General features: G+C 64.1%; 21 protein-coding genes. 11 read left to right on the top strand and 10 right to left on the bottom strand.

From position 1 onward, the window contains the following. Positions 1-16: 16 nt before the first annotated feature. Entirely contained in the window at positions 17-1438 is a 1422-nt protein-coding gene (gene mdtD / locus ARADN35_RS0123815) for a multidrug transporter subunit MdtD (protein ID WP_029414356.1), read from the top strand. 38 nt (positions 1439-1476) lie between these two features. On the opposite strand, the gene ARADN35_RS0123810 is transcribed toward mdtD, so the two are convergent. Together ARADN35_RS0123810 and ARADN35_RS0123805 are read right to left on the bottom strand one after the other, a co-directional pair. Beyond that, positions 1477-2592: an anhydro-N-acetylmuramic acid kinase gene (locus ARADN35_RS0123810; RefSeq protein WP_029414355.1), complete on the bottom strand. Its 1116-nt coding sequence runs from the start codon at positions 2590-2592 to the stop codon at positions 1477-1479. Positions 2593-2790: 198 nt separating this feature from the next. Further along, the gene (locus tag ARADN35_RS0123805) at positions 2791-4161 is read right to left on the bottom strand and encodes a M23 family metallopeptidase (protein WP_010466638.1); all 1371 of its coding nucleotides are present in this window, start codon (positions 4159-4161) and stop codon (positions 2791-2793) included. 205 nt (positions 4162-4366) lie between these two features. Between ARADN35_RS0123805 and tyrS the strand changes: the two genes are divergently transcribed. Continuing rightward, a complete protein-coding gene (tyrS, locus tag ARADN35_RS0123800; RefSeq protein ID WP_010466637.1) occupies positions 4367-5599 on the top strand; it encodes a tyrosine--tRNA ligase in 1233 nt (410 codons plus the stop codon). Between the two features lie 92 nt (positions 5600-5691). On the opposite strand, the gene ARADN35_RS0123795 is transcribed toward tyrS, so the two are convergent. Then, positions 5692-6693, bottom strand: a complete 1002-nt coding sequence (locus ARADN35_RS0123795) for a LysR substrate-binding domain-containing protein (protein ID WP_010466636.1) — start codon at positions 6691-6693, stop codon at positions 5692-5694. 133 nt (positions 6694-6826) lie between these two features. Between ARADN35_RS0123795 and ARADN35_RS0123790 the strand changes: the two genes are divergently transcribed. Continuing rightward, positions 6827-7366 carry a DUF2917 domain-containing protein gene (locus tag ARADN35_RS0123790; protein ID WP_010466635.1) on the top strand — a complete coding sequence of 180 codons (540 nt, stop codon included), beginning with the start codon at positions 6827-6829 and terminating at the stop codon, positions 7364-7366. Positions 7367-7471: 105 nt separating this feature from the next. Next, complete coding sequence (locus ARADN35_RS0123785) at positions 7472-7849, top strand: DUF2917 domain-containing protein (RefSeq protein ID WP_029414354.1); 378 nt, start codon at positions 7472-7474, stop codon at positions 7847-7849. Positions 7850-8011: 162 nt separating this feature from the next. On the opposite strand, the gene ARADN35_RS0123780 is transcribed toward ARADN35_RS0123785, so the two are convergent. After that, positions 8012-8620, bottom strand: a complete 609-nt coding sequence (locus tag ARADN35_RS0123780; protein ID WP_010466633.1) for a TetR/AcrR family transcriptional regulator — start codon at positions 8618-8620, stop codon at positions 8012-8014. A gap of 229 nt (positions 8621-8849) precedes the next feature. Between ARADN35_RS0123780 and fabF the strand changes: the two genes are divergently transcribed. Then, positions 8850-10124, top strand: a complete 1275-nt coding sequence (gene fabF / locus ARADN35_RS0123775) for a beta-ketoacyl-ACP synthase II (protein WP_010466632.1) — start codon at positions 8850-8852, stop codon at positions 10122-10124. Between the two features lie 15 nt (positions 10125-10139). Here the strand turns inward: fabF and ARADN35_RS0123770 are convergent, their stop codons facing one another. Further along, positions 10140-10538, bottom strand: coding sequence for a BLUF domain-containing protein (locus ARADN35_RS0123770; protein ID WP_010466631.1), 399 nt, complete (start codon positions 10536-10538; stop codon positions 10140-10142). A gap of 125 nt (positions 10539-10663) precedes the next feature. On the opposite strand from ARADN35_RS0123770, the gene ARADN35_RS0123765 reads away from it, so the two are divergent. The 3 genes from ARADN35_RS0123765 (at position 10664) to ARADN35_RS0123755 (ending at position 13958) form a co-directional block, all read left to right on the top strand. Further along, positions 10664-11419 (top strand): Crp/Fnr family transcriptional regulator, encoded by a 756-nt coding sequence (locus tag ARADN35_RS0123765; RefSeq protein ID WP_010466630.1) that lies wholly within the window; start codon positions 10664-10666, stop codon positions 11417-11419. Positions 11420-11584: 165 nt separating this feature from the next. Beyond that, positions 11585-13003 carry a bifunctional UDP-N-acetylglucosamine diphosphorylase/glucosamine-1-phosphate N-acetyltransferase GlmU gene (gene glmU, locus ARADN35_RS0123760; protein ID WP_010466629.1) on the top strand — a complete coding sequence of 473 codons (1419 nt, stop codon included), beginning with the start codon at positions 11585-11587 and terminating at the stop codon, positions 13001-13003. Positions 13004-13130: 127 nt separating this feature from the next. Next, entirely contained in the window at positions 13131-13958 is an 828-nt protein-coding gene (locus tag ARADN35_RS0123755) for a sensor histidine kinase (protein ID WP_010466628.1), read from the top strand. Positions 13959-13979: 21 nt separating this feature from the next. On the opposite strand, the gene ARADN35_RS0123750 is transcribed toward ARADN35_RS0123755, so the two are convergent. Together ARADN35_RS0123750 and ARADN35_RS0123745 are read right to left on the bottom strand one after the other, a co-directional pair. After that, positions 13980-15032, bottom strand: a complete 1053-nt coding sequence (locus tag ARADN35_RS0123750) for a diguanylate cyclase (protein ID WP_010466627.1) — start codon at positions 15030-15032, stop codon at positions 13980-13982. Between the two features lie 219 nt (positions 15033-15251). Beyond that, entirely contained in the window at positions 15252-15740 is a 489-nt protein-coding gene (locus ARADN35_RS0123745; protein ID WP_010466626.1) for an Lrp/AsnC family transcriptional regulator, read from the bottom strand. 137 nt (positions 15741-15877) lie between these two features. Between ARADN35_RS0123745 and glmS the strand changes: the two genes are divergently transcribed. Then, positions 15878-17812 (top strand): glutamine--fructose-6-phosphate transaminase (isomerizing), encoded by a 1935-nt coding sequence (glmS, locus tag ARADN35_RS0123740; RefSeq protein ID WP_010466625.1) that lies wholly within the window; start codon positions 15878-15880, stop codon positions 17810-17812. Between the two features lie 549 nt (positions 17813-18361). Here the strand turns inward: glmS and ARADN35_RS0123735 are convergent. Then, entirely contained in the window at positions 18362-19411 is a 1050-nt protein-coding gene (locus ARADN35_RS0123735; RefSeq protein WP_010466624.1) for a serine/threonine-protein kinase, read from the bottom strand. Further along, positions 19408-19812, bottom strand: coding sequence for a hypothetical protein (locus tag ARADN35_RS0123730; RefSeq protein ID WP_244265943.1), 405 nt, complete (start codon positions 19810-19812; stop codon positions 19408-19410). Before ARADN35_RS0123730 ends, ARADN35_RS0123735 begins: the two co-directional genes overlap by 4 nt. Before the next feature lie 536 nt (positions 19813-20348). Between ARADN35_RS0123730 and ARADN35_RS0123725 the strand changes: the two genes are divergently transcribed. Further along, complete coding sequence (locus tag ARADN35_RS0123725) at positions 20349-21647, top strand: ImmA/IrrE family metallo-endopeptidase (RefSeq protein ID WP_010466622.1); 1299 nt, start codon at positions 20349-20351, stop codon at positions 21645-21647. Between the two features lie 143 nt (positions 21648-21790). Here ARADN35_RS0123725 and ARADN35_RS0123720 read toward each other — a convergent pair whose 3' ends face one another. Then, positions 21791-22735, bottom strand: coding sequence for a LysR family transcriptional regulator (locus tag ARADN35_RS0123720; protein ID WP_035198567.1), 945 nt, complete (start codon positions 22733-22735; stop codon positions 21791-21793). A 175-nt stretch (positions 22736-22910) separates the two neighbouring features. Here ARADN35_RS0123720 and ARADN35_RS0123715 point away from each other — a divergent pair, with 175 nt between their 5' ends. Further along, complete coding sequence (locus ARADN35_RS0123715; RefSeq protein ID WP_010466619.1) at positions 22911-24551, top strand: argininosuccinate lyase; 1641 nt, start codon at positions 22911-22913, stop codon at positions 24549-24551. The last annotated feature ends 105 nt before the right edge of the window (positions 24552-24656 follow it).

Raw genomic sequence — 24656 nt, 5'->3', positions numbered from 1 at the left:
TTTCTGAACAGCACTGATGCAGCAAGACAGATCCTTGACGGTGCTCTTGTGGTTGGTGGCCATCGGTTTCTTCATGCAGACGCTGGACGCCACCATCGTCAATACCGCGCTGCCTGCCATGGCCCGAAGCCTGGGGGAGAGCCCCTTGCGTATGCAATCGGTGGTGGTGGCCTATTCCCTGGCCATGGCCATGTTGATCCCTGCCTCGGGATGGGTGGCGGACCGTTTCGGCGCACGCCGCGTGTATCTGGCGGCGATCGTGCTTTTTGTGGCGGGATCGGTGTGCTGCGCCCTGGCGCAGAACCTCAGCCAGCTGGTGGCTGCGCGCGTGGTGCAGGGACTCGGAGGGGCGTTGCTGCTGCCGGTGGGGCGGCTGGTGGTCTTGCGCACTTTCCCGCGCGAAAGGTTCTTGCAAGCCATGAGCTTCGTGGCCATCCCGGGCCTGATCGGGCCACTGATTGGCCCCACGCTGGGCGGCTGGCTGGTGGAGGTCGCATCCTGGCACTGGATATTTCTCATCAATGTGCCGGTGGGGCTGGTAGGGTGCATTGCCACGTGGCGCTATATGCCTGGCGAGCCCGCCAGCGTGATGCCACGCTTCGACTTGGCGGGCTATCTGATGCTGGCTTTCGGGATGGTCGCCCTGTCTCTGGCGCTGGACGGGCTGGCGAGCCTGGGTTTGCGCCAGGCCGGTGTGCTGGTTCTGATGATTTTTGGCCTGGCCAGCCTGGTGGCGTACTGGTTGCACGCGGCGCGGCGGCCGGACCCCTTGTTTTCGCCCCGGCTGTTTTCCGTCGATACCCTGCGCATCGGCTTGCTGGGCAATCTGTTCTCGCGGCTGGGCAGTTCCTGCATGCCGTTTCTGGTGCCGTTGCTGCTGCAGGTCACCATGGGCTATTCGCCCTTGCACGCCGGCATGATGATGCTGCCCGTGGCCGTGGCCGGGATGTCGATGAAGCGGTTCACCACGCCGCTGATCACCCGCTTTGGCTATCGGCAGGTGTTGGTCGGCAACACACTGCTTGTGGGGCTGGTGATGGCCAGCTTTGGCCTGGCCACTCCCACGCAGCCGCTGTGGGTGCACATCGTGCAACTGGCAGTGTTTGGCGCCGTGAACTCGCTGCAGTTCACCGCCATGAACACCGTGACCCTGAAGGATCTGGAGCACACCATGGCCAGCAGCGGCAACAGCCTGCTGTCGATGGTGCAGATGGTGGCCATGGGCATGGGGGTGGCCGCCGCCGGGGCGGTGCTGGTGGCGTTCACCGACTTCTTTCACGCTGCCGCCGTCCACCAGACCCTGATGGCATTTCAGGCCACGTTTGCCTGCATGGGGCTCATCACCGTGGCTTCGGCGGGCATCTTCTGGCAACTGCCACCGCAAGACCGCGCCAGAAGCCAGGTGGCCGCCACGGCGGATGCGACGGACCATGGTTGATTGTGGTTCGAGGGCGCAGCCACCAGCCCCCGCTCCGATCAGGCCGGGTAGACCGCGCCCAGCACCCGGGCGCCGGCTGCGCCTGTGACGCTGGCGAGATTGCCTGGCAATCCGTGCAGCGTCTGCCGGGCCAGCCAGGCAAAGGCTGCAGCTTCCACCTGCAAGGCGGGTAGGCACAGTGCATCGGTGGCGGCAACCTGCACGCTGGGGCAGGTTGCCTGCAGGCGGGCTATCAAGTACGTGTTGAGCGCGCCCCCCCCACACACTGCCACAATTTTGCTATCTTGTTTGTAGCTATTAATGCTTATGGAGCAAGCGCTAGCGGTGTATTCTGTCAAGGTTGCTTGCACGTCGACCGGGTTTGCATCTCCGAATGCCTGAAGGTGGTGTGCGAGCCACTGGGGGTTGAACAGATCGCGGCCCGTGCTCTTGGGGGGCGGTTTGCGCAAGAAAGGTTCGTCCAACAGCGAGGCCAGCAAGGTCGGCAGCACCCGGCCGCTGGCCGCCCAGGCGCCCCCCGCGTCAAAGGCATGGCCTGTGTGACGCTGGCACCAGTCATCCATCAGTGCGTTGCCAGGGCCGCAGTCAAACCCCAGCACATTGCCGTCGGCGCCCAGCACGCTGAGGTTGGAGATGCCGCCGATGTTGAGCACGAGCACGGTCTCGTCCGCACGACCGAACACGCCCTGGTGGAACGCAGGTACCAGGGGCGCACCTTGCCCGCCCGCAGCCACATCGCGGCTGCGGAAATCAGCGACCACGGTGATGCCCGTGCGTTCCGCGAGCAGGGCGGGGCTGCCCAGTTGTAGCGTGTAGCCTGTGCCATCGAATTCCTGGGGACGGTGGCGCACCGTCTGTCCGTGGGCGCCGATGGCGCGGATGGACGTGGCAGGCCGGCCGCTTTGTTCGAGCAGCGTCTGCACCACCTGCGCGTAGGCCTGTGACAGGGCGTTGCCCGCCAGCGCGGCGCGGTGCAGTTCGTCGGTGCCAGAGGTGTTGAGGGCCATCAGTTCGGCCCGCAACTCGGGCGCGAAGGGCGCGCTGGCATGGTGGGTGACGACGCAGTGCGGGCCGGAAAAATCGGCCAGCACCCCGTCGATCCCGTCGAGCGAGGTGCCCGACATCAGGCCGATGTACAACTCGGATGCGCTCACAGGAGCCGTGTGGACTGTGAAGGCGTGGACTGGAATGCCCCGCGTCCAGAGGCGCCAAGGCCTTTGCAACTGGCGCAGCGAAGGTCAGCGGCCGCCGCGCAAGGGCCGCCGCGCCGCGTATGCGGCGCTTCGCTTGCGTGCGCTGGCGGCGTCCCCCCGTGGGGGAAAGGCGCGAAGCGACTCAGGGGGGGCTTCACATCAATCTGCGCTGGCCTGCTCGATCAGTGCGGCGGCAGACAACTGGATGCGCATGCTGGCCGCAAGGCGATCAAATACAGGGCGCGAAGCCGCCGACACCGGGGCGGCTGCCTCGCTCTGGGCCACGATGGTCTGCGGGTCCTGGTGCACCCCGTTCACGCGGAACTCGAAATGCAGGTGCGGGCCGGTGGCCCAGCCCGTGGCGCCCACGGCGCCCAGGGTCTGGCCTTGTTCCACCGACTGCCCCTGGCGCACATCGATGCGGCTCAGGTGGGCATAGACGGTGACGTGCTGGTTGCGGTGCTTCACGAAGACCACATTGCCAAAGCCGTTCTGCACGCCCGCAAACTCCACCACGCCATCGCCCACGGTGCGCACTGCGGTGCCGGTGGGGGCTGCGAAGTCGGTGCCCAGGTGGGCGCGCCAGGTTTGCAGGATGGGGTGCAGGCGCATCTTGAAGCCACTGGTCACCCGCGAGAACTCGACCGGTGAGGTGAGGTAGGCGCGGCGCATGCTCTCGCCGTCCAGCGTGTAGTAGGCGCCCTTGGCGGCATTGGGCTCCTGGAACCAGATGGCTTGGTGGGTCTTGCCGTTGTTGACGAACTCGGCGCTCAGCACGCGGCCGCTCGAGAGGGGTTCCCCGTCGGCTTCCAGGGTTTCGTACACCACCGAGAAGCGGTCGCCCTTGCGCAGCGAGCGGCGAAAGTCGATGTTGCCCGAGAACAGTTCGGCCATCTGCACCGCGACGCCGTCGGGGATGTTGGACGCATCGGTTGCGGCAAACAGCGAGCTGTTGATGACGCCGCCCGACAGCCGGCTGCTGGCCGTCATCTTGGCGGTCTCGATGCGCGAGGTGAATTTGTTGTCGCCCTTGCGTTCCACGATGAGGCGGCGGAAGTTGCCGCTGTCGTCCGGCACCCAACGCACGGTCATGCGGACCAGACGGTGGTCGTCGGTGGTCTCGGCCGAAACGACACGGCCGGTGCGGCCGAGCACGTTTTGTCGCACAGGAGTGTCACCACGCATGAAGGCGGCGGCAGCCGGGTCGGCCACGCCCATGCGCTGCAGCAGCGATTCGGGGGTGTCGCTGCTGCGCACCTGCTCGGAGCGGAACAGCGAGAAGCCGGGGGCGTCAAGCTCGCCCAGTACGAGGTTCTCCGCCAGCGATTCGACGGGGTAGCTCACCATGCGCACCGGCAGTTCGGCCGGGTCGGGCGCAAAGGACGCCACGGCGAATGCACCGCCGCCGCCCGTCAGCAGGATGGCTGCAACGGCGGCGGTAATGCGTTTGGGATGTTGTTGGAGCGTGCTGGACAGCCGGTCAAGCAAAGCGGTGCTGGCGGTGCGGACCGTAGTGAGGCCGTGAATCAATGGTCTATCCCCAGGGTGAACGTGATTTCCTGAAACTCCCCCGGTGCGAAGACGGGGCGAGGCCAGGAGCACAGACTGTCAGGCTGCAGCCATTCGACAGAATGGTGAAAAACAGGTCGAAACGGCGGGCCCACTAGAATCCGCCTCAAGCAATGTGGGCTGAAGTATAGCGGTGCATGCTGTCTAGACATCCCAAAAAACCCTTATGAATCAATCTGCTGTTACAACAACCCCGGTCTCTGATGGTGTAAGACAGGCCCTCGAAATCTCGCTGCGCGGCGTGCAAGAGCTGCTGCCGCAGGACGAATGGGTCAAGAAGCTGGCGCGCTCGGAGGCCACAGGCCAGCCGCTGCGCATCAAACTGGGGCTGGACCCCACGGCACCCGACATCCACATCGGCCACACGGTGGTGCTGAACAAGATGCGGCAACTGCAAGATCTGGGCCACCAGGTGATTTTCCTGATCGGGGATTTCACCAGCCTGATCGGCGACCCCTCGGGCCGCAACAGCACGCGCCCGCCGCTTACGCCCGAGCAGATCAAGGTGAACGCCGAGACTTACTACAAGCAGGCCAGCATGGTCCTGGACCCGGCCAAGACAGAGATCCGCTACAACAGCGAGTGGAGCGAGCCCCTGGGCGCGAGCGGCATGATCCAGCTCGCCTCCCGGTACACCGTGGCGCGCATGATGGAGCGCGACGATTTCCACAAGCGCTTCACCACCGGCCAGTCCATCGCGGTGCACGAGTTTCTGTACCCGCTGATGCAGGGCTACGACTCGGTGGCCCTGAAAAGCGACCTGGAGCTGGGCGGTACCGACCAGAAGTTCAACCTGCTCATGGGCCGCCACCTGCAGCAGGAATACGGCCAGGAACCGCAGTGCGTGCTCACCATGCCGCTGCTGGTGGGCCTGGACGGCGTGGACAAGATGTCCAAGTCCAAGAACAACTACATCGGCATCGCCGAAGAGCCCAACACCATGTTCTCCAAGGTGCTGTCGATCAGCGACACGCTGATGTGGGACTGGTACACACTGCTGTCGTTCAAGAGCCTGGCCGAGATCGCCGCGCTCAAGGCCGAGGTTGCGGGCGGGCGCAACCCCAAGGACGCGAAGGTCATGCTGGCCAAGGAAATCACCGCGCGCTTCCATAGCGCCGCGGCGGCCGATGCGGCCGAGCAGGATTTCATCAACCGCAGCAAGGGCGGTGTGCCCGATGAGATTCCCGAAGTGTCCCTGTCGGGTGCGCCGCTGGGCATCGGTGCCTTGCTCAAGCAGGCCAACCTGGCCCCGTCCGGCAGCGAGGCCAACCGCCTGATCGACGGCGGCGGCGTGCGCGTGGATGGCAGCGTGGTCAGCGACAAGGGCCTGAAGCTCGATGCGGGCACCTACGTGGTGCAAGTGGGCAAGCGCAAGTTCGCCCGGGTGACCTTGGCCTGAATATAGGTAAAAATGGCCGCTAGCGCTTTATGGATAAGCGCTGGCAGCTATCAAAATAAAAGCGCTGAAGCCGCAAGGCCCGGCGCTTTTTTTCATGCCCCGTCCAGGTTGTCATTCAGATCCGGGTCCGGCACATCCCCAATGGCCTCGCGTGTGGCCTGCGCCTGGATTTGCAGCCAGGCACAAAACGCCTTGATCTCCGGCCGGTTGCCACTGCGTGGGCCCACCATCAGCCAGTAAGCCAAGGGTGAATCAATGCGGTAGCCGGGCAATACCTCCACCAAGTCGCCGGAGGCCAGTGCATCGGCAATCAGCGGCATGCGCGCCAGCGCCAAGCCTTGGCCGGCCAGGGCGGCCTGCACGATCTGGTGGGCATAGTTGAAGTACAGCCAGCGCTGGGGCTGCAGCTTGGTCAGGTCGCAGGTATCAAACCAGCGGCGCCAGCTCAGCCATTCCAGGTGCATGCTGCGGTGCGCGTCACCTGCTTCGATCAAGGTGAACTGGGCCACATCGGCCGGCGTGCGCAGCGGCTTGCCGCTTTTGAGCAGCCAGGGGCTTGCCACCACTGCCAGCTGCTCGCCAAACAGGCGCTGCGCACCCTGCGTGCCCGCGCCCGGCAGGGTGTAGCGCAGGGCCAGGTCGACGTCCGAGGTTTCCAGGTCCACCGGCACGTCGCTCGCATCAATGCGGATGTCGATGCCCGGGTTGTCGCGCTGGAACTCCTCCATGCGCGGAATCAGCCACATCGATGCGAAGCTGGCCCAGGTGGTGATGGCCACGCTGCGCCGTCCGGCTGTTTGCCGCACCAGGCGCACGGCGGCGTCCATGCGCTCCAGCGCGGGGGCTACGACACGCTGCAGCTGCGCACCGGCGCTGGTCAGCTCCACCGCCCGCGTGTGGCGCAGGAACAGCGCCACACCCACTTCTTCTTCCAATGACTGGATCTGTCGGCTCACTGCCGACTGGGTGAGCGCCAGTTCATCGGCTGCTGCTCGGAAGTTGAGGTGTTTGGCCACCGCCAGAAAGGCGCGCCAGTGGCCCATGGCCACGGGGCGGCTGCGAAGGACGGCGGGGGAATATTCGGCGGAGGCCATGGCAGGGGTCCTGGAAACGATTCATGCGTTGATGGAATGAATAGCGTACCGCGTTTTCATTGGACTGGGAACGGCCTGAAGCGCACTATCCAGTCATCGCAACACCTGTTTGATGTCCTCTAAGGAGCCTGCCATGTCCCCCCGCAACGATCTGGAATCGCAACAATCCGTGCAAGCCAGCCTGGCTGGCCGTCCTGCGGCCGGTTGCTGGAAACTGACCACAGGCAAGGCTTTGTCGCTGCGCCCGCACACCCATGGTGTGTTGCAGATTGCGCAGGGGCAGGTCTGGCTCACCCTGAGCGGGTCTCTGGCGGATTTTCCGGGTGCGGCGGCAGACCACGTGCTGCGGGCGGGTGACCGGTTGGTCATCGCACCGGGCCAGCATGTGGTGATGGAAGCCTGGAACCCCTCGGGGCACGCCGATGCCGTGGCTTTCCGTTGGGACAGCGTGGTGGCGCCCGCCACGGCGCAGTCCGCCAGCCTGGCTGCCCGCGACTGGGAATGTGGTGTGGTGCAGCCGCTGCGCGACCTGGTGCATGCACTGGGCCAAGGCGGGCGTGCCCTGGGTGCCGCGCTGGCGGATGTGGCGGGCGCGGGCGGGCGCTTTGCCGCAGGTCTGGCCCGGTTTGCTCTGCATCGGATAGCAGCACCGCTACAGCGCAAGCCCGCTTGAAACGTATATGCAGGAAAAGCATCAATAGGTGCCATGCTTTTCATTGGACGTTGTTCTGCAAGCCGCGCACCATACGGTCTTACTAGGGTTAACCCGGAGAAAACCATGACAACCTCTCACGCTCTTCATCTGTTTTCATCTTCCCGCGCTGTGGGTGCGGCAGCGGGTGGCACTGGCACGGTGGCCGCTGGCGCCGCGGTCAGCCTGGCCCCCAAGGCTGCGATGACCTTGCGCATCGCCGAAGGCCAAGCCTGGGTCACGCTGGGCAAGGGCCTGGGCGACAGCAGCGATGTGTTCCTGTGCGCCGGGCAGTCGCTGCCCGTGGCCGCAGGCCAATCGGTGGTGGTCGAGCCCCTGAATGGCCGCCGCCTGCAGTACCGCTGGGTGCGCGGCGAGGCTGCCAGTGCCCGCCCTGCATCGTGGTGGCGCCGTGCGTCCGTTGGCAACGGGGCTCCCGCGTGGGGCGACGCCTGCTGCGCCTGAGGGCGCTGGCCTGATCCGGGAAAGGGGGGGCTGACCTCGCCTCGGTTCCGGTGTGCAATAGAGCTTCAAAGAGCTGCTAGCGCTTGATCATCAAGCGCTAGCAGCTCTTTTTTTGATAGCGTTTGTACATGCGACACGTGCAGCGCCAGCGCCTCAAGGGGCTCAACCTTCGAGGCCTTGGTGCGGCGCTTCGCCCAACAGCCCGATCAACTGGGCCTGCAGCGTCGTCAGTATTTCATCGGACAACGCCGGCCGCGCCGCCGCAGTGGCGCGGGCCAGCACCAGCCCGCCGACCATGGTGGCCAGGACTTGCATGGCGCGCGCTCGGTCTTCTGGCGGTATAGGGGCGCTGCTGTCTGTCAGCAACTGCGCAAAACGCCCGATGTTGCGCTCGATGCCCTGGGCAAACACTTCTGACAGCTCGCTGCCGGCCCGGGCGGCATCCACCGCCAGCGCGGCGGCCGGGCAACCCGTGCCCGGCGAGTCGCGGTGCTGGGGCGAGAGGTAGCTCTTGATGCGCTCGCCGATGGTGGTGTTCGGGGTGGCTCCGTCCAGCGGGGCGATGGACCAGTCGAACGCCCGCGCACAGGCCTCTTGCACCAGCGCGTCTTTCGACGCGAAATGCCGGTACAGCCCGCCATGGGTGAGCCCCGCGTCGCGCGTGATGTCGGCCACGCCCACGCCGGTCAGCCCCCGCTCGCGGTACAGGCGGGAGGCCGCGTCGAGGATGCCCTGCCGGTTCTCTGCGGCCTGTGCTTTGGAAACCTTCATGCTGCCTCTTATTGATTGCGACCGTACGCAAAAAGTGGTGATGCCTTTATGATGACGGCTGCAATCATAAAGGTGCGGATCGTTTCCGTGCGTCGCTGCAGTGCCTTGGAACCGGTTCTTGGTGCTGCGCCCAATCTGTCTGACGAGGTGAATGCATGAAAAAAATGATCCCTGGCGGCCGTGGTGCCGAGGTGTGGAGTGGTGTGTGCTGCGATAAGGCGGTGGCCTGATGCGGCGCGTTGTGGTCACGGGTATGGGCCTGGTGTCGCCGTTGGGTTGCGGTGTGGAACTGGTCTGGCAGCGCCTGCTGGCAGGGCGCTCGGGCCTGTCGCGCCTGCCGGAGGCGGTCACGGACGGCATTGCCGCCAAGGTGGCGGGGCAGGTGCCCAGCGTCGCGGACGACGCGGAGGGGGGTTGGGACGTGGATGCCATCGTCTCGTCCAAGGACCAGCGCAAGATGGACCGCTTCATCCCCTTTGCGCTGGGCGCGGCGCAGCAGGCGCTGGCGCAGGCCGGCTGGCCGCCTGCCGATGAGCGGGCGCGCGAGCGCACGGCCACGGTGATCGCCTCGGGCATTGGTGGCTTTGGCGCGATTGCCGAGGCCGTGCGCACCACCGACACGCGTGGCCCGCAGCGCTTGTCGCCGTTCACGGTGCCGTCGTTCCTGGTCAATCTGGCGGCAGGGCAGGTGTCGATCCGCCATGGTCTCAAGGGGCCGCTGGGCGCGCCGGTCACCGCGTGCGCCGCCAGCGTCCAGGCGATTGGCGATGCCGCGCGCCTGATCCGCAGCGGCGAGGCCGATGTGGCCCTGTGCGGTGGCAGCGAGGCGGCCATTGACCGCGTGAGCCTGGGCGGTTTTGCAGCGGCCAAGGCCCTGGGCACGGCGTTCAACGACACACCCGAGCAGGCCTCGCGGCCGTTTGATGCGCAGCGCGACGGTTTTGTGATGGGCGAGGGCGCAGGCATGCTGGTGATTGAGGCGCTGGACCACGCCCTCGCGCGCGGCGCACAGCCACTGGCCGAGCTGGTGGGCTATGGCACGTCGGCCGACGCGTACCACATCACCTCCGGCCCCGAAGATGGCGATGGCGCAGCGCGCAGCATGCTGGCCGCGCTGGCGCAGGCAGGCCTCACAGCCCAGGATGTGCAGCACCTGAACGCACACGCCACGTCCACCGGTGTGGGTGACCGTGGTGAGCTGGCCGCCATCCGCCGTGTGTTTGGCACGGGGGCGCAGGTGGCCATCAGTTCCACCAAGTCGGCCACCGGCCATCTGCTGGGGGCGGCGGGTGCGGTGGCGGCCATCTTCACGGCGCTGGCGCTGCGCGACCAGGTGGTGCCGGGCACGCTGAACCTGCACACGCCCGATCCGCTGGCCGAGGGGCTGGACATGGTGGCGCTGCGGCCCAGGCCGATGGCGCTCACGCATGCCATGCTCAACGGGTTTGGTTTTGGGGGCGTGAACGCGACCCTGATCCTGCGGCGCTGGCCCGAAGCCGCGTGACGGGCAGGGGCCTGTTCAGAGCACCAGTTCGCCGCGCACGGCTTCAAAGGCCGCGAGCGCTGCGTCCCCGTCCAGATGCTCCATGCGCGCCAGCGCGTCCACGTCTTCCACCGTGCTGAACGCCAGGCTGAACTGGTGGAAACGCCGCCCCGCGAGCGGGCCGTGGTGCAGCACCTCGACGTTGACGTGGCGGGGGTCGTTGCGGATGCGTTCGATGAGTTTGAGCACCGCCTTCTGCGGGCCTTCGAGCTGCTGGCAAAAGCGCTGGCCGTCAAAAATCAGCAACCCCGTTACGTCCAGCTCCGCGTTGACATGGCGCGCGCGCCCTGCAATCTCGGCCACCACGCTCAAGGGTTGATCGGGGGCGAGGGTGCTCACATAGAGAACCTCGTAGAGGACGGGGGATACGTTCATAAGTGAGGTCAATGTAGGGGGGGCGCGGCGGTTGCACAATGTCAAAAGACATAGATGTAACTGCTGCGCCACCCCGCGCGTCGTGGTGCTGTCGCCCAGTGTGAATCGATGAGAATTGCGCCACCATGAATGTCACCCTGCCTGCCAACGCCTGTCCCCCGACCTGCCACGACTGCCGGCTGCGAAAGACCGGCGCGTTCACGGCCGTGAAGCCCGAGGTGCTGGATTTCATTGAAGGCTTTCGCACGGACAGCCTGGCCGTGGAGGCCGGCGGCGCGCTGGTGCGCGAGAACCAGACCAACGCCAAGCTGTTCACGCTGTATTCGGGCTGGGCCTTTCGCTACAAGACCATGAGCGACGGGCGCCGCCAGATCCTCAATTTTTTGCTGCCTGGCGACCTCGTGGGCCTGCAGCAGGAATTTGGCGATGTCTCCACCCACGGCATCGAGGCGCTGACCGATTGTTCGCTGTGTGTGTTCCAGAACGACAGCCTGTGGGCGCTGTTTCGCGAGCACCCGCGCCTGGGCTACGACATCACCTGGCTGTCGGCCCACGAAGAAGGCCATGTGGACGACAACCTGCTGACCACCGGCCGCCGCAACGCCACCGAACGCGTGGCCATGCTGCTCATGCACCTGTACCGGCGGCTCGACCGCATCGGGCTGGTGGAGGACGGCGCGGTGGCGTTCCCGCTGAACCAGCAGCACATTGCCGATGCACTGGGGCTGTCGCTGGTGCACACCAACAAGACGCTGCGGCGCCTGTCGCTGCTGGGCCTGCATGAGCTGAAAAACGGGCGGCTGCGCCTGCTCAACACCCGCGCGCTGGCCCGCATCGCCGAGTACTACGACACGCCGCCCCGGCTGATGCCGCTGTTGTAGAGGTACTGCTGCGGCAGAAATTTGATCAAATTGGCCTCTGGCGCTTGTGTGGTAAGCGTAAGAAGCTATGGTTTGAATAGCATATTGCGCTGTGTTGGCCGCAACCGATAATCCACGCCATGCCCGCACGCCGGGCTTTTGCTGCGCAACCCCACCTCCTTTTTCATGACCTCACTCGACATCCTCATCATGGCGGCCGGCAAGGGCACGCGCATGAAAAGCCGCCTCCCCAAGGTGCTGCAACGCCTGGCCGGGCGCCCATTGCTGCAGCATGTGCTGGACCAGGCAGCCCATTTACAGGCGCGCAGCGCCATCGTCATCACCGGCCATGGTGCTATAGAAGTAGAAGCTGCTACTGCAGGTGCAGCAAGCGCTGGAGGCCATTTTGACCTCAAATTCGTGCGCCAGGAGCCCCAGCTGGGCACCGGCCACGCCGTCCAGCAGGCCGTGCCCCACCTGCGCGATGACGGCACGGTGGTCGTGCTGTCGGGCGATGTGCCGCTGACCCAGGCCGACACCCTGCGTGCCCTGGTGGCGGCCAGCGAAGGCGGCAAGCTGGCCCTGCTGACCGTGACCCTGCCCGACCCCACGGGTTATGGCCGCATCGTGCGCAATGCATCGGATGCCGTGCAAGGCATCGTCGAACACAAGGACGCCACCGACGCCCAGCGCGCCATCACCGAGGTCTACAGCGGCATCATGGCCGTGCCCGCGAAGCTGCTGCGCGGCTGGCTGGCGCGGCTGACCAATGACAACGCCCAGGGCGAGTACTACCTCACCGACATCGTCGCCATGGCCGTGGCCGATGGCGTGCCCGTGGTGGCGCATCGCATCACCGATGCGCTGCAGGTGGCGGGCGTGAACAGCCCGCTGCAGCTCGCAGAGCTGGAGCGCGCGCACCAGCTCGCCACCGCGCGCAGCCTGATGGAGCAAGGCGTGCGCCTGGCCGACCCCGCCCGCTTTGACCTGCGCGACGACACCCGCACCGGTGTGCGCGGCGAACTGGTGTGTGGGCAGGATGTGGAGATCGACGTGAACTGCGTCTTCACCGGCCGCGTGGAGCTGGGCGAGGGCGTGAGCATTGGCGCGAACTGCTGCATTGCTAACGCACGCATCGCGGCGGGCGCCGTGATCCATCCGTTCACCCACATCGACGGCGAGAAGGCTGGCGCCACCGTGGGCGAGGGCGCGCTGATCGGCCCCTTTGCCCGCCTGCGCCCCGGTGCACAACTGGGTCGCGAGGTGCACATCGGCAATTTTGTGGAAGTGAAAAACAGCACCCTGGCCGACGGCGCCAAGGCCAACCACCTGGCCTACCTGGGTGACGCCACCGTGGGCGAACGTGTGAACTACGGTGCGGGCAGCATCACCGCCAACTACGATGGCGCGAACAAGCACCGCACCGTGATCGAGGCCGATGTGCACGTGGGCAGCAACTGCGTGCTGGTCGCGCCGGTGACCATTGGTGCGGGCGGCACGGTGGGTGGGGGCAGCACCATCACCAAGAGCACGGCGCCAGGGGCGCTCAGTGTGTCGCGGGGCAAGCAGGTCAGCATAGCCAACTGGGTCCGGCCAAAGAAGTGAAACACCCCCTGAGCCGCTGCGCGCCTTCCCCCTCTGCTTCGGGAGGGGGACGCGCCCCGTGGCCTGGCAAAGCCCGTTCCACGGGTGCACTCGCAGCGGCCGCGTCAGTTTTCATGAGGGTGAATACATGTCCATGAACGACGAAGACACCCAAAACACCTTGCAGCAATTGCGCGCCGCGCTCGCCCGCAGCCAGCAGCAGGTGGCCGAAATGGCCGCTGCGCAGGAGGAGTTCTTGCGCGCGGTATCGCACGACCTGCGCGCGCCGCTGCGGCATGTGACCTCGTACGGAAAGCTGGTGCGCGAGGTGCTGGGTGACCTGCCATCCGAGGTGCTGCAAGGCGCCGAGGTGCAGGAGGCGCTGGGCTTTCTGGCCACCATGGACCAGTCGGCCCGGCGCATGGGGCTCATGATCGACGGCCTGCAAGCCTTGGTGCACGCCAGCCGCGCGCCGCTGCGCCAACAGCCTGTGCCGCTGGCAGATGCCGTCGCCCAGGCGCGCGCCGCGCTGGCCGCTGCAGAGGCCGGGCGCGTGGTGCAGTGGGATGTGGCCCCCGACCTTCCCATCCTGCAGGCCGACCCCGCGCTGCTGCAGGAGCTGCTGGTGCAGCTGCTGGGCAATGCCTTGAAGTTCACGCGCCCTGTGGCGCAGCCCTGCATCACCGTGCAGGCCGATGTGGCGCCACGGGGCCAGCTGGCCTTTACGGTGCGAGACAACGGCGTGGGGTTTGACCCGGCGCGTGCGGGCACCTTGTTCGGTGTGTTCCAGCGCCTGCACCGCGAGACTGAGTTTGACGGCGTGGGCACGGGTCTGGCGCTGTGCCGTGCGGTGGCGCAACGCCATGGCGCACACCTCAGCGCCACGGCAATGCCGGGTGGGGGCTGCACGGTGCGTGTGCAATGGCCCGTGGAATGTGCTGCGACGGAGGCTGACCCCGGGGTCACCAACCCCTGACGCTGAACCGGCGGCCGCCCGCTACACCGCTGGCACCAGGTCCGGCTCCATGCACCCTGCCACGCGGTTGCGCCCGCCGTTCTTGGCGGCATACAGCGCGGCGTCGGCCGCGTCGATCCAGGCGCGCAGGCTGCTGTGGCGGTGGTCGGCGGGGGCCACGCCAATGCTGCTGGTGACGCGCACGCCGGGCAGGCTGCGCAGGCGAACGCTCTCGGTCTGCTCGCGGATGCGGTGGGCAATGGCCAGCGCGTCCTTGGCCTGCATGCCGGGCAGCACGATGGCAAATTCATCACCACCGTAGCGCCCCGCGCAGTCGCCCGCGCGCACGTTGCCGCGCACCACATGGGCCAGTGCGCGGATCACTTCGTCACCCACGGTATGGCCGTGGGCGTCGTTGATCTCCTTGAAATGGTCGATGTCCAGCATCAGCATGCAGGCCGGTTCGTTGCTGGTGTGGTGGCGGCGCAGCGCGGCCTCGGCCTGCTCTTGCCAGTGGCCGCGCCCGAACAGGCCGGTGAGTGCATCCACACGCCGCAGCTCGTCCAGCAGCTGGTTCTGCCGCGCTGACTGGCGGATGAGCTGGTAGCTGACCAGGCTGACCGACAGCGTGTGCAGTGCCATCACCGGCAGGCAGGCGATCATGACGCGCATGGAGGTTTCAGGCGCCCAGTGCAGGCCTGAGAGCGCCGCGCCCACCAGCCCTCCGGCCAGCATGGCGGGCAGCGCGCGCGCCCACAGCCCGCGGATGCCGGTGGTGATCTTGTCCACCATGGTCAGTGTCAGCAGCAGCACGCTGGGCAACAGGTTGAAGTGCATCAGCGGCACAAAACTGGCGGCCAGGGCCGAGTCGATGAGCAGGTTGCGGGTCTCGGCCCGGTAGGGGTCTTTGCTGTGGCGCGTCACCAGATAGGCCACATGCGGCCAGACGAATGCGGGCAGCGCCATGGTCAGCCAGGCGGTGACGCTGGCATGGCGCTCCCACAGCACCACGCCCACCACCATGCCGCCCAGCCCCATGCCCAGAATGCGCAGGGGATAGATACGTCGGGGCATCTGGCGGCGGGGTGTGGGCATGGGCGGAATGGGGGGCGGCCCGCAGCGCCCCCCGATGGGCTGGGCACGAGGGGTGGTGGTGGCTGGGGAGCTTACATCTCCCCCAGGAGCGATACCAGCACGAAATGACCAGGCACCGCAGAGGGCAACTGCACGGGCAGCGGCGGCACGGTATCGCCATGGATTCGCTGCAGTGTGGTTGCCGTTGGGGTTTTCAAAATTGATAGCGTGCAACGATTTCTAATCAAGCGCTAGAGGCACTTTTGTATCGAATTTTGCCCGGCGCGTCGCGAAAAAAGCCTTCACATTGCGCACGTTGGCATCGCCTGTGAACAGGCGCCGCGACAGCGCCAGGTAGCCCGGCATGTCCCGGGTGTGCACCACCAGCACAAAGTCGGGCCCGGGCGACACGCGCCAGCACTGCTGCACGGCGTTGTCGGCCACGGCGCGGGCTTCGAATGCTTCGAGCTGCTCGGCGCCCTGGCGGTCGAGCGACACCTCGACGATGCATGCCAGCCCGTGGCCTTGAACGGCCGCCAGCCGGTCGGGCTGCAGGATGGCCACCTGGCGCTCGATCAGACCGACATCGTGCAGGCGCTTGACGCGGCGCAGGCAGGTGGGTGGCGAGACATGCACCTGCTCGGCCAGCGCCTGGTTGCTTTGTGCGGCATCGGTTTGCAGGAGGTTGAGCAGCTGCAAGTCCGTGCTGTCGAGCGATATGGATTCCATAAATTTTTGTGATTTGAAAGAAAATTTCACAATGAATGATTTGTGAAATTAAAGTTCAAAAATTAATAAATATCAATCAACAATTTCTTACTGGGCTGCCTAACATCGCCCATCGCTTTCAAACCAAGGCAAACACCATGTGCGGCATCGTCGGCGCGGTCTCCACGCGCAACATCGTTCCCATCCTCGTCCAGGGCCTGCAGCGGCTTGAATACCGGGGGTATGACTCGTGCGGCGTGGCCGTGCACGCCTCCAGCCTCGATGCCGCACGCCCGGCGGGCCTGCAGCGCGCCCGCAGCACGGCGCGTGTGGCCGAACTGCTGGACCAGGTGACCACGGAACGCATCGACGGCGCCACCGGCATTGCCCACACCCGCTGGGCCACCCATGGCGCGCCTGCCGTGCACAACGCCCATCCGCATTTCAGCCACGGCACGGGCGCTGACGCCAACGCCCAGAGCGCTGGCCGCGTGGCCCTGGTGCACAACGGCATCATTGAAAACCACGAAGAACTGCGCAAGGCACTGCAGGCACGCGGCTATGTGTTTGCGAGCCAGACCGACACCGAAGTCGTCGCCCACCTGGTGGACAGCCACTACACCGGCGACCTGTTCGATGCCGTGCAGGCCGCCGTGGCCGAGCTGCACGGCGCCTACGCCATCGCGGTGATGCACAAGGACGAACCCCACCGCGTGGTGGGGGCGCGCGCCGGTTCGCCGCTCATCCTGGGGGTTGGCAAAGACGCTGCCGGAGGGGCCTCGCAATCTCCTGAGCACTTCTTGGCCAGCGACGCCATGGCACTGGCCGGCGTGACGGACCAGATCGTCTACCTGGAAGAGGGCGACCTGGCAGACCTGCAACTGGGCCGCTACTGGATCGTGGGCAAGGACGGCGCCGCACTCACGCCCGCCCAACGCCCCGTGCGCACCGTGCTGGCCCACAGCGGCGCGGCCGAGCTGGGCCCCTACCGCCACTACATGCAAAAGGAAATCTTCGAGCAGCCGCGCGCCATTGCCGACACCCTCGAAGGCGTGGAAGGCATCGTGCCCGAGCTGTTCGACGGCGCGGGCCAACACGGCGAGCCTGGAGCCGCCGCCTGGCGCGTGTTCAAGGAGATCGACAGCGTCCTCATCCTGGCCTGCGGCACCAGCTACTACAGCGGGTGCACCGCCAAATACTGGCTCGAAGAAATCGCCGGCATCCCCACGCAAGTGGAAGTGGCCAGCGAATACCGCTACCGCACCAGCGTGCCCAACCCGAGCACGTTGGTGGTCACCATCAGCCAGTCGGGCGAAACGGCCGACACGCTGGCGGCGCTGCGACACGCGCAAAGCCTGGGCATGTCGCACACGCTCACCATCTGCAACGTGGCCACCAGCGCCATGGTGCGGGAGTGCAAGCTGGCCTACATCACCCGCGCGGGTGTGGAGATTGGCGTGGCCAGCACCAAGGCCTTCACCACCCAGCTCGCGGGCCTCTTCTTGCTGACGCTGGCGCTGGCCCAATCCAAAGGTCGGCTGAGCGAGGAGCAGGAAGCTGCCCACCTCAAAACCATGCGCCACCTGCCCGTGGCGCTGCAGGCCGTGCTGGCGCTGGAGCCCCAACTCATCAGCTGGGCCGAAGACTTCGCCCGCATGGAAAACGCCCTGTTCCTGGGCCGGGGCCTGCACTACCCCATTGCCCTGGAAGGTGCCTTGAAGCTCAAGGAAATCAGCTACATCCACGCCGAGGCCTACCCCGCTGGTGAACTCAAGCACGGGCCCCTGGCCCTGGTCACCAGCGCCATGCCCGTGGTCACGGTGGCGCCCAACGATGCGCTGCTGGAAAAACTCAAGAGCAACATGCAGGAAGTGCGCGCGCGCGCCGGTGTGCTCTACGTGCTGGCCGACGCCGACACCCGCATCGAAAGCGGCGAAGGCATTCACGTCATCCGAATGCCTGAGCACTATGGCCCGCTGAGCCCGCTGCTGCATGTCGTGCCGCTGCAGTTGCTGGCGTATCACACGGCGTGTGCGCGGGGGACGGATGTGGATAAGCCCAGAAATTTGGCGAAAAGTGTCACTGTGGAGTGACGCGCTGGGGGCGGATATTCCTGGTATTCTGGGTAATTAAAGTCGTAAACACGCAAATAAAGTCGTAAACAAGCCTCCAGCATTCATGCGGGTTTGCGGGGTGGTCATTTGTAACGGTAAAGTCGTAAACTCGAACTTGACGGGTAAAGACGACCTAGAAATACGAAGCAAACCGCAGCTCTTTTTGGGCTTGTTGCTATATAAAAAAGAGCGTTCAGTTTGAGCGCTCTTTTTCTTTGGTTTTACTAGAAGTTCTTGCGTTCCGAGCAGCCCCTAAACGCTCCGATGACTGCAAGAGGCTGATCAGGGACGTTGAGCGTGACGGCCCGACCGTCAGAAGCTCTCGGAACCAGTCGTTCCGCCAGTCGCGCCTCCGTTAGCGCTTTACGGGAGTGAACTGCACGTACCAGCGTTTGTCGAAGGTTGCCTCAGCTAATCGATCAGCGTCCGATGGAACTGATCGAGATTCTGGTGCTGCCTTCATTGGGCCACTCGCGATCACGGATCTCGTTCGGTATTGTCGTGGATCGTTCTTGATCAGTTTGGTCACTATGTCTCCTTCAGAAATTTCTTTAGGGACGCGGACGTGATCGAGGAACTGCAATAGCTTGTTATCCGAGACAGCTTGCCGCCCGTCTTACCTTTCTGGGCGTACGATGATCCATCAGAAGCTACCGCGATACGGTATTCCATTTCTCCTTCGAAACGGACCCACTCGCGCAGCCCCGTGGACGATAGGCTGTATTTCCAGTCAAGCTTCTCGTCGACTTGGGCCAACCCATTCGCCACCTCGATTGCTGCTTGCGTGCGCTGTGCTGGATCGTCATGCAGACAGCCGGTAACGACCGTACGCAGCCGAGCCGGTATGTGTTCAGGCAGTTTGGAACGGTCGGGAAACTGCCCATTGCGAACGGCTACCTTGAATGCGTTCAGGTCGAAGCTTCCGGATGACCCGAAGGTATTGAACTGACGATAGAACTCCGCATTGCCAGCGCACATCCGATACAGAGTTAGTCCGAGTTGGTAGACGTCAAAGCGAGCGTCATGCTCGATCGACTTGTATGCTTCTGGCGGGCACATCTTGAAGTAGAGCCTGTCCTGCTCCGCTTTGCCAGAAGTGCTAGTTCGTCTTGACAGACCGAAGTCGGACACCAAGGCCTCACCTCTGTCGGAGAGGAGAACGTTGTCAGGCTTGATGTCGAAATGCACAAGGCGCTTCGAATGGATATTGTGCAGGCCGGCGGCAATCTGGCATCCAAGTGTGACGATCTCCCTCACCGTCAAAAAGCGCGCATTCATCAAGGTATTCAACGATCCCCGACGGTAATAGGGCATCGCGATGTAGATGTGCGAAGCATCCTTGCATGCGTAGTACACCTGTACTACGTTCGGATGTGCACTCATATAGAGAATGCGAGATTCTTCGAAGTACTGATCGACTGATCCTACTCCGCTGTACGGCACCTTCTTGATGACGATCTCGGCGTCCAACTGCTCGTCGTGCGCGATGTAGGTTTTTGAGTTGGCACCTTCTTGACCAATTTCCTTATCGAGCCGGAAGCTGACCTCCGCCTTATCGTATGGAGCAAGCAATGTCATGCTCCGGCTCCGATAGCACAGAGCATCGCCTCGCGGGCATCTGCATCAAGGGATTCCCATCCCTCGACGTTCCACGTCTTCGTGCCATCAACGTACAGCTTGAAGTCTGTACGCGGGATGCCGAGTCGCGCGCTGATGGATGAGATCTGGCCCACGTAGTAGCCCTTCAGCAGGCTGCTGGCGAACGCCTCTTGGATGACGCCTTCTAGCTGAATGCGTGCAATGTTCATCGACTGAGCATTCGGCTCAGTCACTCGAACCCCCGCGTAGTCAACTTCATACTCTCGCAAGATATCCAACAGGTTGCTTCGGACGTACTTTAGTGCGTCTGGCGTTTCGAAAGCGACGGGGATCCGAAGTACTTCGACATTGACAATGGCACCAGCGTCCTTGTCGAACACTACGAATGTGATCTTCGTCGGAGATGCTCTTATGCCGATAGAGTTCATGGTCCGCCGGACTGATGTGTATATAAATACAGTGTAGCAGCCATGGGACGGCATGCCAAATGCACTATAGAGGGGCGCCGCTCGCAACCGCAATCGCTTGAGTCCCTCGGCATGCGACATGCGACCGAAGCCCGGGCAACCTGCCTTCTGGCCCAACCGGCTGGCAGTCGGCTGAACGGCTCCTGCGGAAGCACATGTCACCGGTGGGTCGTCAAGCTGAACGACCGTTAGGTGCCAGTCAGCGTGAGTTCGGCACCGACTCGGGAAGGGCTGCCACCGCTGCAGAACAGATTTCTGGCGCGGCAGTTTGAGGTTGGAAGCGACCGTTTGCCAACGACCGCTTTTGGACATCTCGCCAACTCTACGATGTGAGGCGCCGCAACGGAGGTGACCAGGAGGGCGTTTCAGGCATTGACGCCGGTGCTGGGCCTGTGCTTCGCAGGCGAGAGGTCTATACACTCAGGCGAACGAATCACTAGTCTGGCTCTGTGAATACAAAGAAGAAGGGCGATGAGCTCGAAGAGGCCATCTTCAACCTCTTCCGCGAAGCGATAGCCGCGGGTCGCTTTCATGTGCCTGCTGAGTATTGTCGGATCTTTCGGCAGAAGGGGTACTACTCCCGCGCTAGAGGAAGCGACATCATTGTTGATGTCTCAATTGAGGTTTGGTATCCGGGCGCTGATGACTACACGAGCATTTATCTCATTGAGTGCAAGAACTACAAGAACTCTGTCAACGTTGCAGACGTCGAGTCTTTCTATGCCAAAGCAATACAGATCGGTCCAACCGGCACAAAACCCATACTGATTTCCAATCGCGAACTCCAGTCCGGAGCACTGGAGTTCTGTCGTTCGATGCGGATCGGAGTGGCAAGATACTTTCCTGCGGAAGAGCTTCAATGGACATTGCGGAGGTCCGCGTCCGCGACATTCTCAGCATCAGACTCCAAAAGCGACGACGAAATCCTGTTCGCACTTACGGCCCCGCACTACAGAAGCTCCCTCTTCGAGCTCTACATGCAGGCAGCGAACGTTCGCACAAATTCAGTTCGCGCCTTCTTCGAGGCTCTTTCAGTGGACATTGCTGAGGACCAACAAGGTGCCCCCCCAAGTCTCTGCGTTGAGCGAGAGCAGCGAAGCGTAGTCAGGTATCTGACGCCGGATGAACTTGAAAACCGGGCTCAGACTGTATTGGCTGAGGCCTCCGTATCCACGGCATATGTATCGCTCAATGAATTTTGCGCCCGCCACCCATCAGTCAAAGATGTACGCATCAAACATCAGCAGCCGCTCCCACCCGAATTGCCGCGCCGGGTGTTAGCGCGAATTTCGTTCCGTCCCAATGTCATCGAGCTCTTCACGCCTGATGAGCCCAACGAAGGACGAGATCGGTTTACGCTAGCTCACGAGCTCGGACACTTTCTCCTTGACCATGGGGAGTACTTAGTCTCAGAGCAGCACTCCGAGAGTGAACAGCAGGACACCGGGCGAGGGCTCGAGACCGAAAACGACGTGAGAAGGCTGGAATACCAAGCCAACTACTTCGCTTCCTGCCTACTCATGCCGAGCCAGCACTTCCGACGGGAAACGCACGCATTGTTGGCAAAGCTCGAAATTCGAGACAAGGGGTTCGGGCCACTCTTTGTCGATTCTCAGCCTTGGAGTCGCCATGCGTATTACGCAGTGACCAACCAGTTGATGAAGAGCTTCGGGGTGTCAAGAACTGCGGTCAATATTCGCATGACCGGGCTTGGCCTGCTGCACGATACGAGAGCCGGTCAACGATAGGGGGATCACGGCAAAACAACGCCCGTCTTTTAGATGAGAGTCAGCTTTAGCCCCCCAGCCGCCGTCCAAACCTCATCCCTGACCGGCAGCAACCGCTGCTAAACGGACTTCGAACCGACCCACGAAACTACCCAGTACCCAGATCAACGCCCAAGGGCGAGTACGTGCTCGATGAAGCCGTGACAAGGGTGGGTTTTGTGGGCCAACACGTCCGTCTTGACCAATACGCCGAGCGGTCCCACACCTTGCGGTCTCCACGATAAAACGGCCAGATCCCTGCGCCGTATAAACGGCAAAACAAGGCTCGCTGGCACGCAGACCAGCATGTCGCTTTCCGCCAGCATGGCGTAGATGATTTCCGTCGAGCGGCTCGACACTCGGCACAGTTCCGGCACCCCGCCCAGATCGTCAAAAAGGCTATCAACCTGTTGAGGCCCCAGCCCCGTGAGTGGCGGGGCCAGCCAGCGTTGTGACAGCAGTTCAGCGCCCGTGACGGTGGCCTGTTGCGCCAACGGGTGCTCAGGGCGGCAGGCGATGACGAATTCATCCTGCAGCGCGGCGTGGAACTCGAACCCCTGCGGCAGCGGGGTCGGCTCGCGGCAGATCGCCAGGTCCAGGGTTCCTTCCTGGATGCTCTCCAGCAGGTTGTCGATGGTGACTTCGTGAACATCGATGGCGGCGCTGGGGTGCAGGGCGCAGTACGACGGGATGGCCACAGTCAGCAACCCGTTGATGCCCGCCGCAATGCTTCCGATGCGGATCAGCGCGGACGCGGCCCCTTGCTGCATCAGCGCCGCATTGCCAGCAGCCGCTTGCAGGGGCACCAGCGAAGCGCGCAGCAGCGGCAGAACCGCCTCACCCAGGCGGGTCAAGCGCATGCCCTTGGAGTGCCTTTCAAAAAGCGGGCCGCCCAGGGAGCTTTCCAGCTCCGCCAGCGCATGGGTCGCTGCGGGTTGGCTCAAGCCAATGGCAGAGGCCGCCCGGTGCAGGCTTTGCAGGTCGGCAATCGCGATCGCCAACTGCAGGTGCTTGAGGCGCACGCGCCCCAGGATGCGATTGAACAGGACGGAGGGCGTCAGGTCTGGCATGAAGTATTCAAAATTTGAATCATGTTGAAAAAGAAGCATTGGCCCTGTCGTGACTGCTGTGCAACGATCACTGGCCTTGGGGTAGACGCAAGCCTGCCCTGGGGCCATTCAACTAACGAATCTTATTCCCGCACTGTGTGCAAACCAGTGCGCAGGAACTCAGGAGACAAAACCCATGCCGTCATTGCAGCGCCCCACTTTGGGCGAGATCACCTCGCGCCCGTCCCGTTTTCTCATCGCCCCGGTGATGGCGGCCATCCTCGCCATGGGCCAGGCCAACGCGGCCGATACCCTGGACACCGCGTGCAAGACCACGGCCGAGTGCCAGGCGCAGGTGGCCAAGATTCAGGGGGTGGTCAAAGGGGACGCCACCAGCGCCTTGGCAAAGTCGCAAGACACGTTCTACTGGTTTGGTCGCATCAACATGGCGTCGACCGTGGTGAATGCCGAGCAGGGCATCATCCCCAAGGCCCAGGCGGGTCGCATCGCGCGCGGCGTCGAGCTGTCGATCACCCAGGCCACCACGCCCGGTGGCAAGCGGCCCACCGATGTGCTGCAGGTCGAGAAAATCATCACGGATGCCGTGGGCCCCGAGGCGACGCTGATCCACACCGGGCGCAGCCGCCAGGACATCCATTCCACCTTGAATGCCGCGCAGTTGCGTCTGGAAATGCTGGACTTTGCCGATGCGCTGGACCAGGTGCGCGCGCGGCTCATCACCACGGCGCAGGCACACACCGCCACCTATGTGCCTGCTTACACCAATGGCGTGCAGGCCATGCCCATCAGCTACGGGCACTACCTGATGGCCTGGGCCGATTCGTTCGCTCGCGATTCGGCGCGCATTCGCGAGGCCTATGCCCGCATCAACCTCAGCCCCATGGGCACGGCGGTGCTGTCCAACTCCAGCTGGGGCATCAACCGGGAGCGCCTGGCGCAGTTGCTGGGGTTCGACGGGCTCATCGTGAACTCGCTGGATGCGGGGCAGATCAGCACCTACGACATTCCCATCGAGGCCACGTCCATCGCCAGCTCCACCGCCATCCGCGTGGGCGCGTTCATGCAGGATGTGCACACCCAGTACCACCAGACCCGGCCCTGGTTGCTGTTGGCCAGCTCCAAAACGTACACCAGCAGTGCCATGCCCCAGAAGGCCAACCCCGGCATCATCCAGAACACGCGGGCCAAGGCCAGCGACGTGGTGGCCTCGGCCCAGGCGTCGCTGTGGCGGGCGCATAACGTCACGCCCGGCATGATTGACTACAAGAACACCTGGAGCCCGGCCAGCGCCAAGACCTTTGTGCAGGGCGTGGAGATGCTGCAGCAGTTTGCCGATGTGCTGGACTCATTGCGCATCGACCCGGCACGTGCGCTGGACGAACTTGAATCCGAGTGGACCACCTCGATGGAGCTGGCCGAGGCGCTGCAGCGCAGCCATGGTGTGCCGTTCCGGGTGGGTCACCACTTTGCGTCGGATGTTGTGGTGTTTGCCAAGGAGCGCAACATCCGGCCGAAAGACTTTCCTTACGCCGAAGCCGTGCGCATCTACCGCGAAGCGGGCAAGAAATACGACCTCAAGGACCAACGCCTGCCGCTGGGTGAAGCCGCATTCCGCCGGGCTTTGTCGCCCGCAGACATGGTGACCACCCGCACCGGCACAGGCGGGCCGCAGCCGCAGGAGGTCACGCGCATGGCGACCGTTGCCAAAGACATCCTGGCCAAAGACCGCGTGTGGTCGGGCGAGGCGCGGCAGCGGCTGCTGGCGGCTGAGGCTGCGTTGAATGCGGCGTTTGAGGGTGTGAAGTCGCTGCCCTGAGCGGGCGCCTCGGAGGCAAAAGAGGGGCGCAGCGAGCGCCGCCCTTGAAGCTTGGGATCGCAAAGTGCTCGAGCGGCTGAGCCGCCCGCCGATACTTCAACCGAC

This window comes from Acidovorax radicis N35 (assembly GCF_000204195.1).
GTDB classification, from domain to species: Bacteria; Pseudomonadota; Gammaproteobacteria; order Burkholderiales; family Burkholderiaceae_C; genus Acidovorax; species Acidovorax radicis.
The sequence above is the reverse complement of the archived record's forward strand: the minus strand, read 5'-3'. Positions and strand labels throughout refer to the sequence as shown.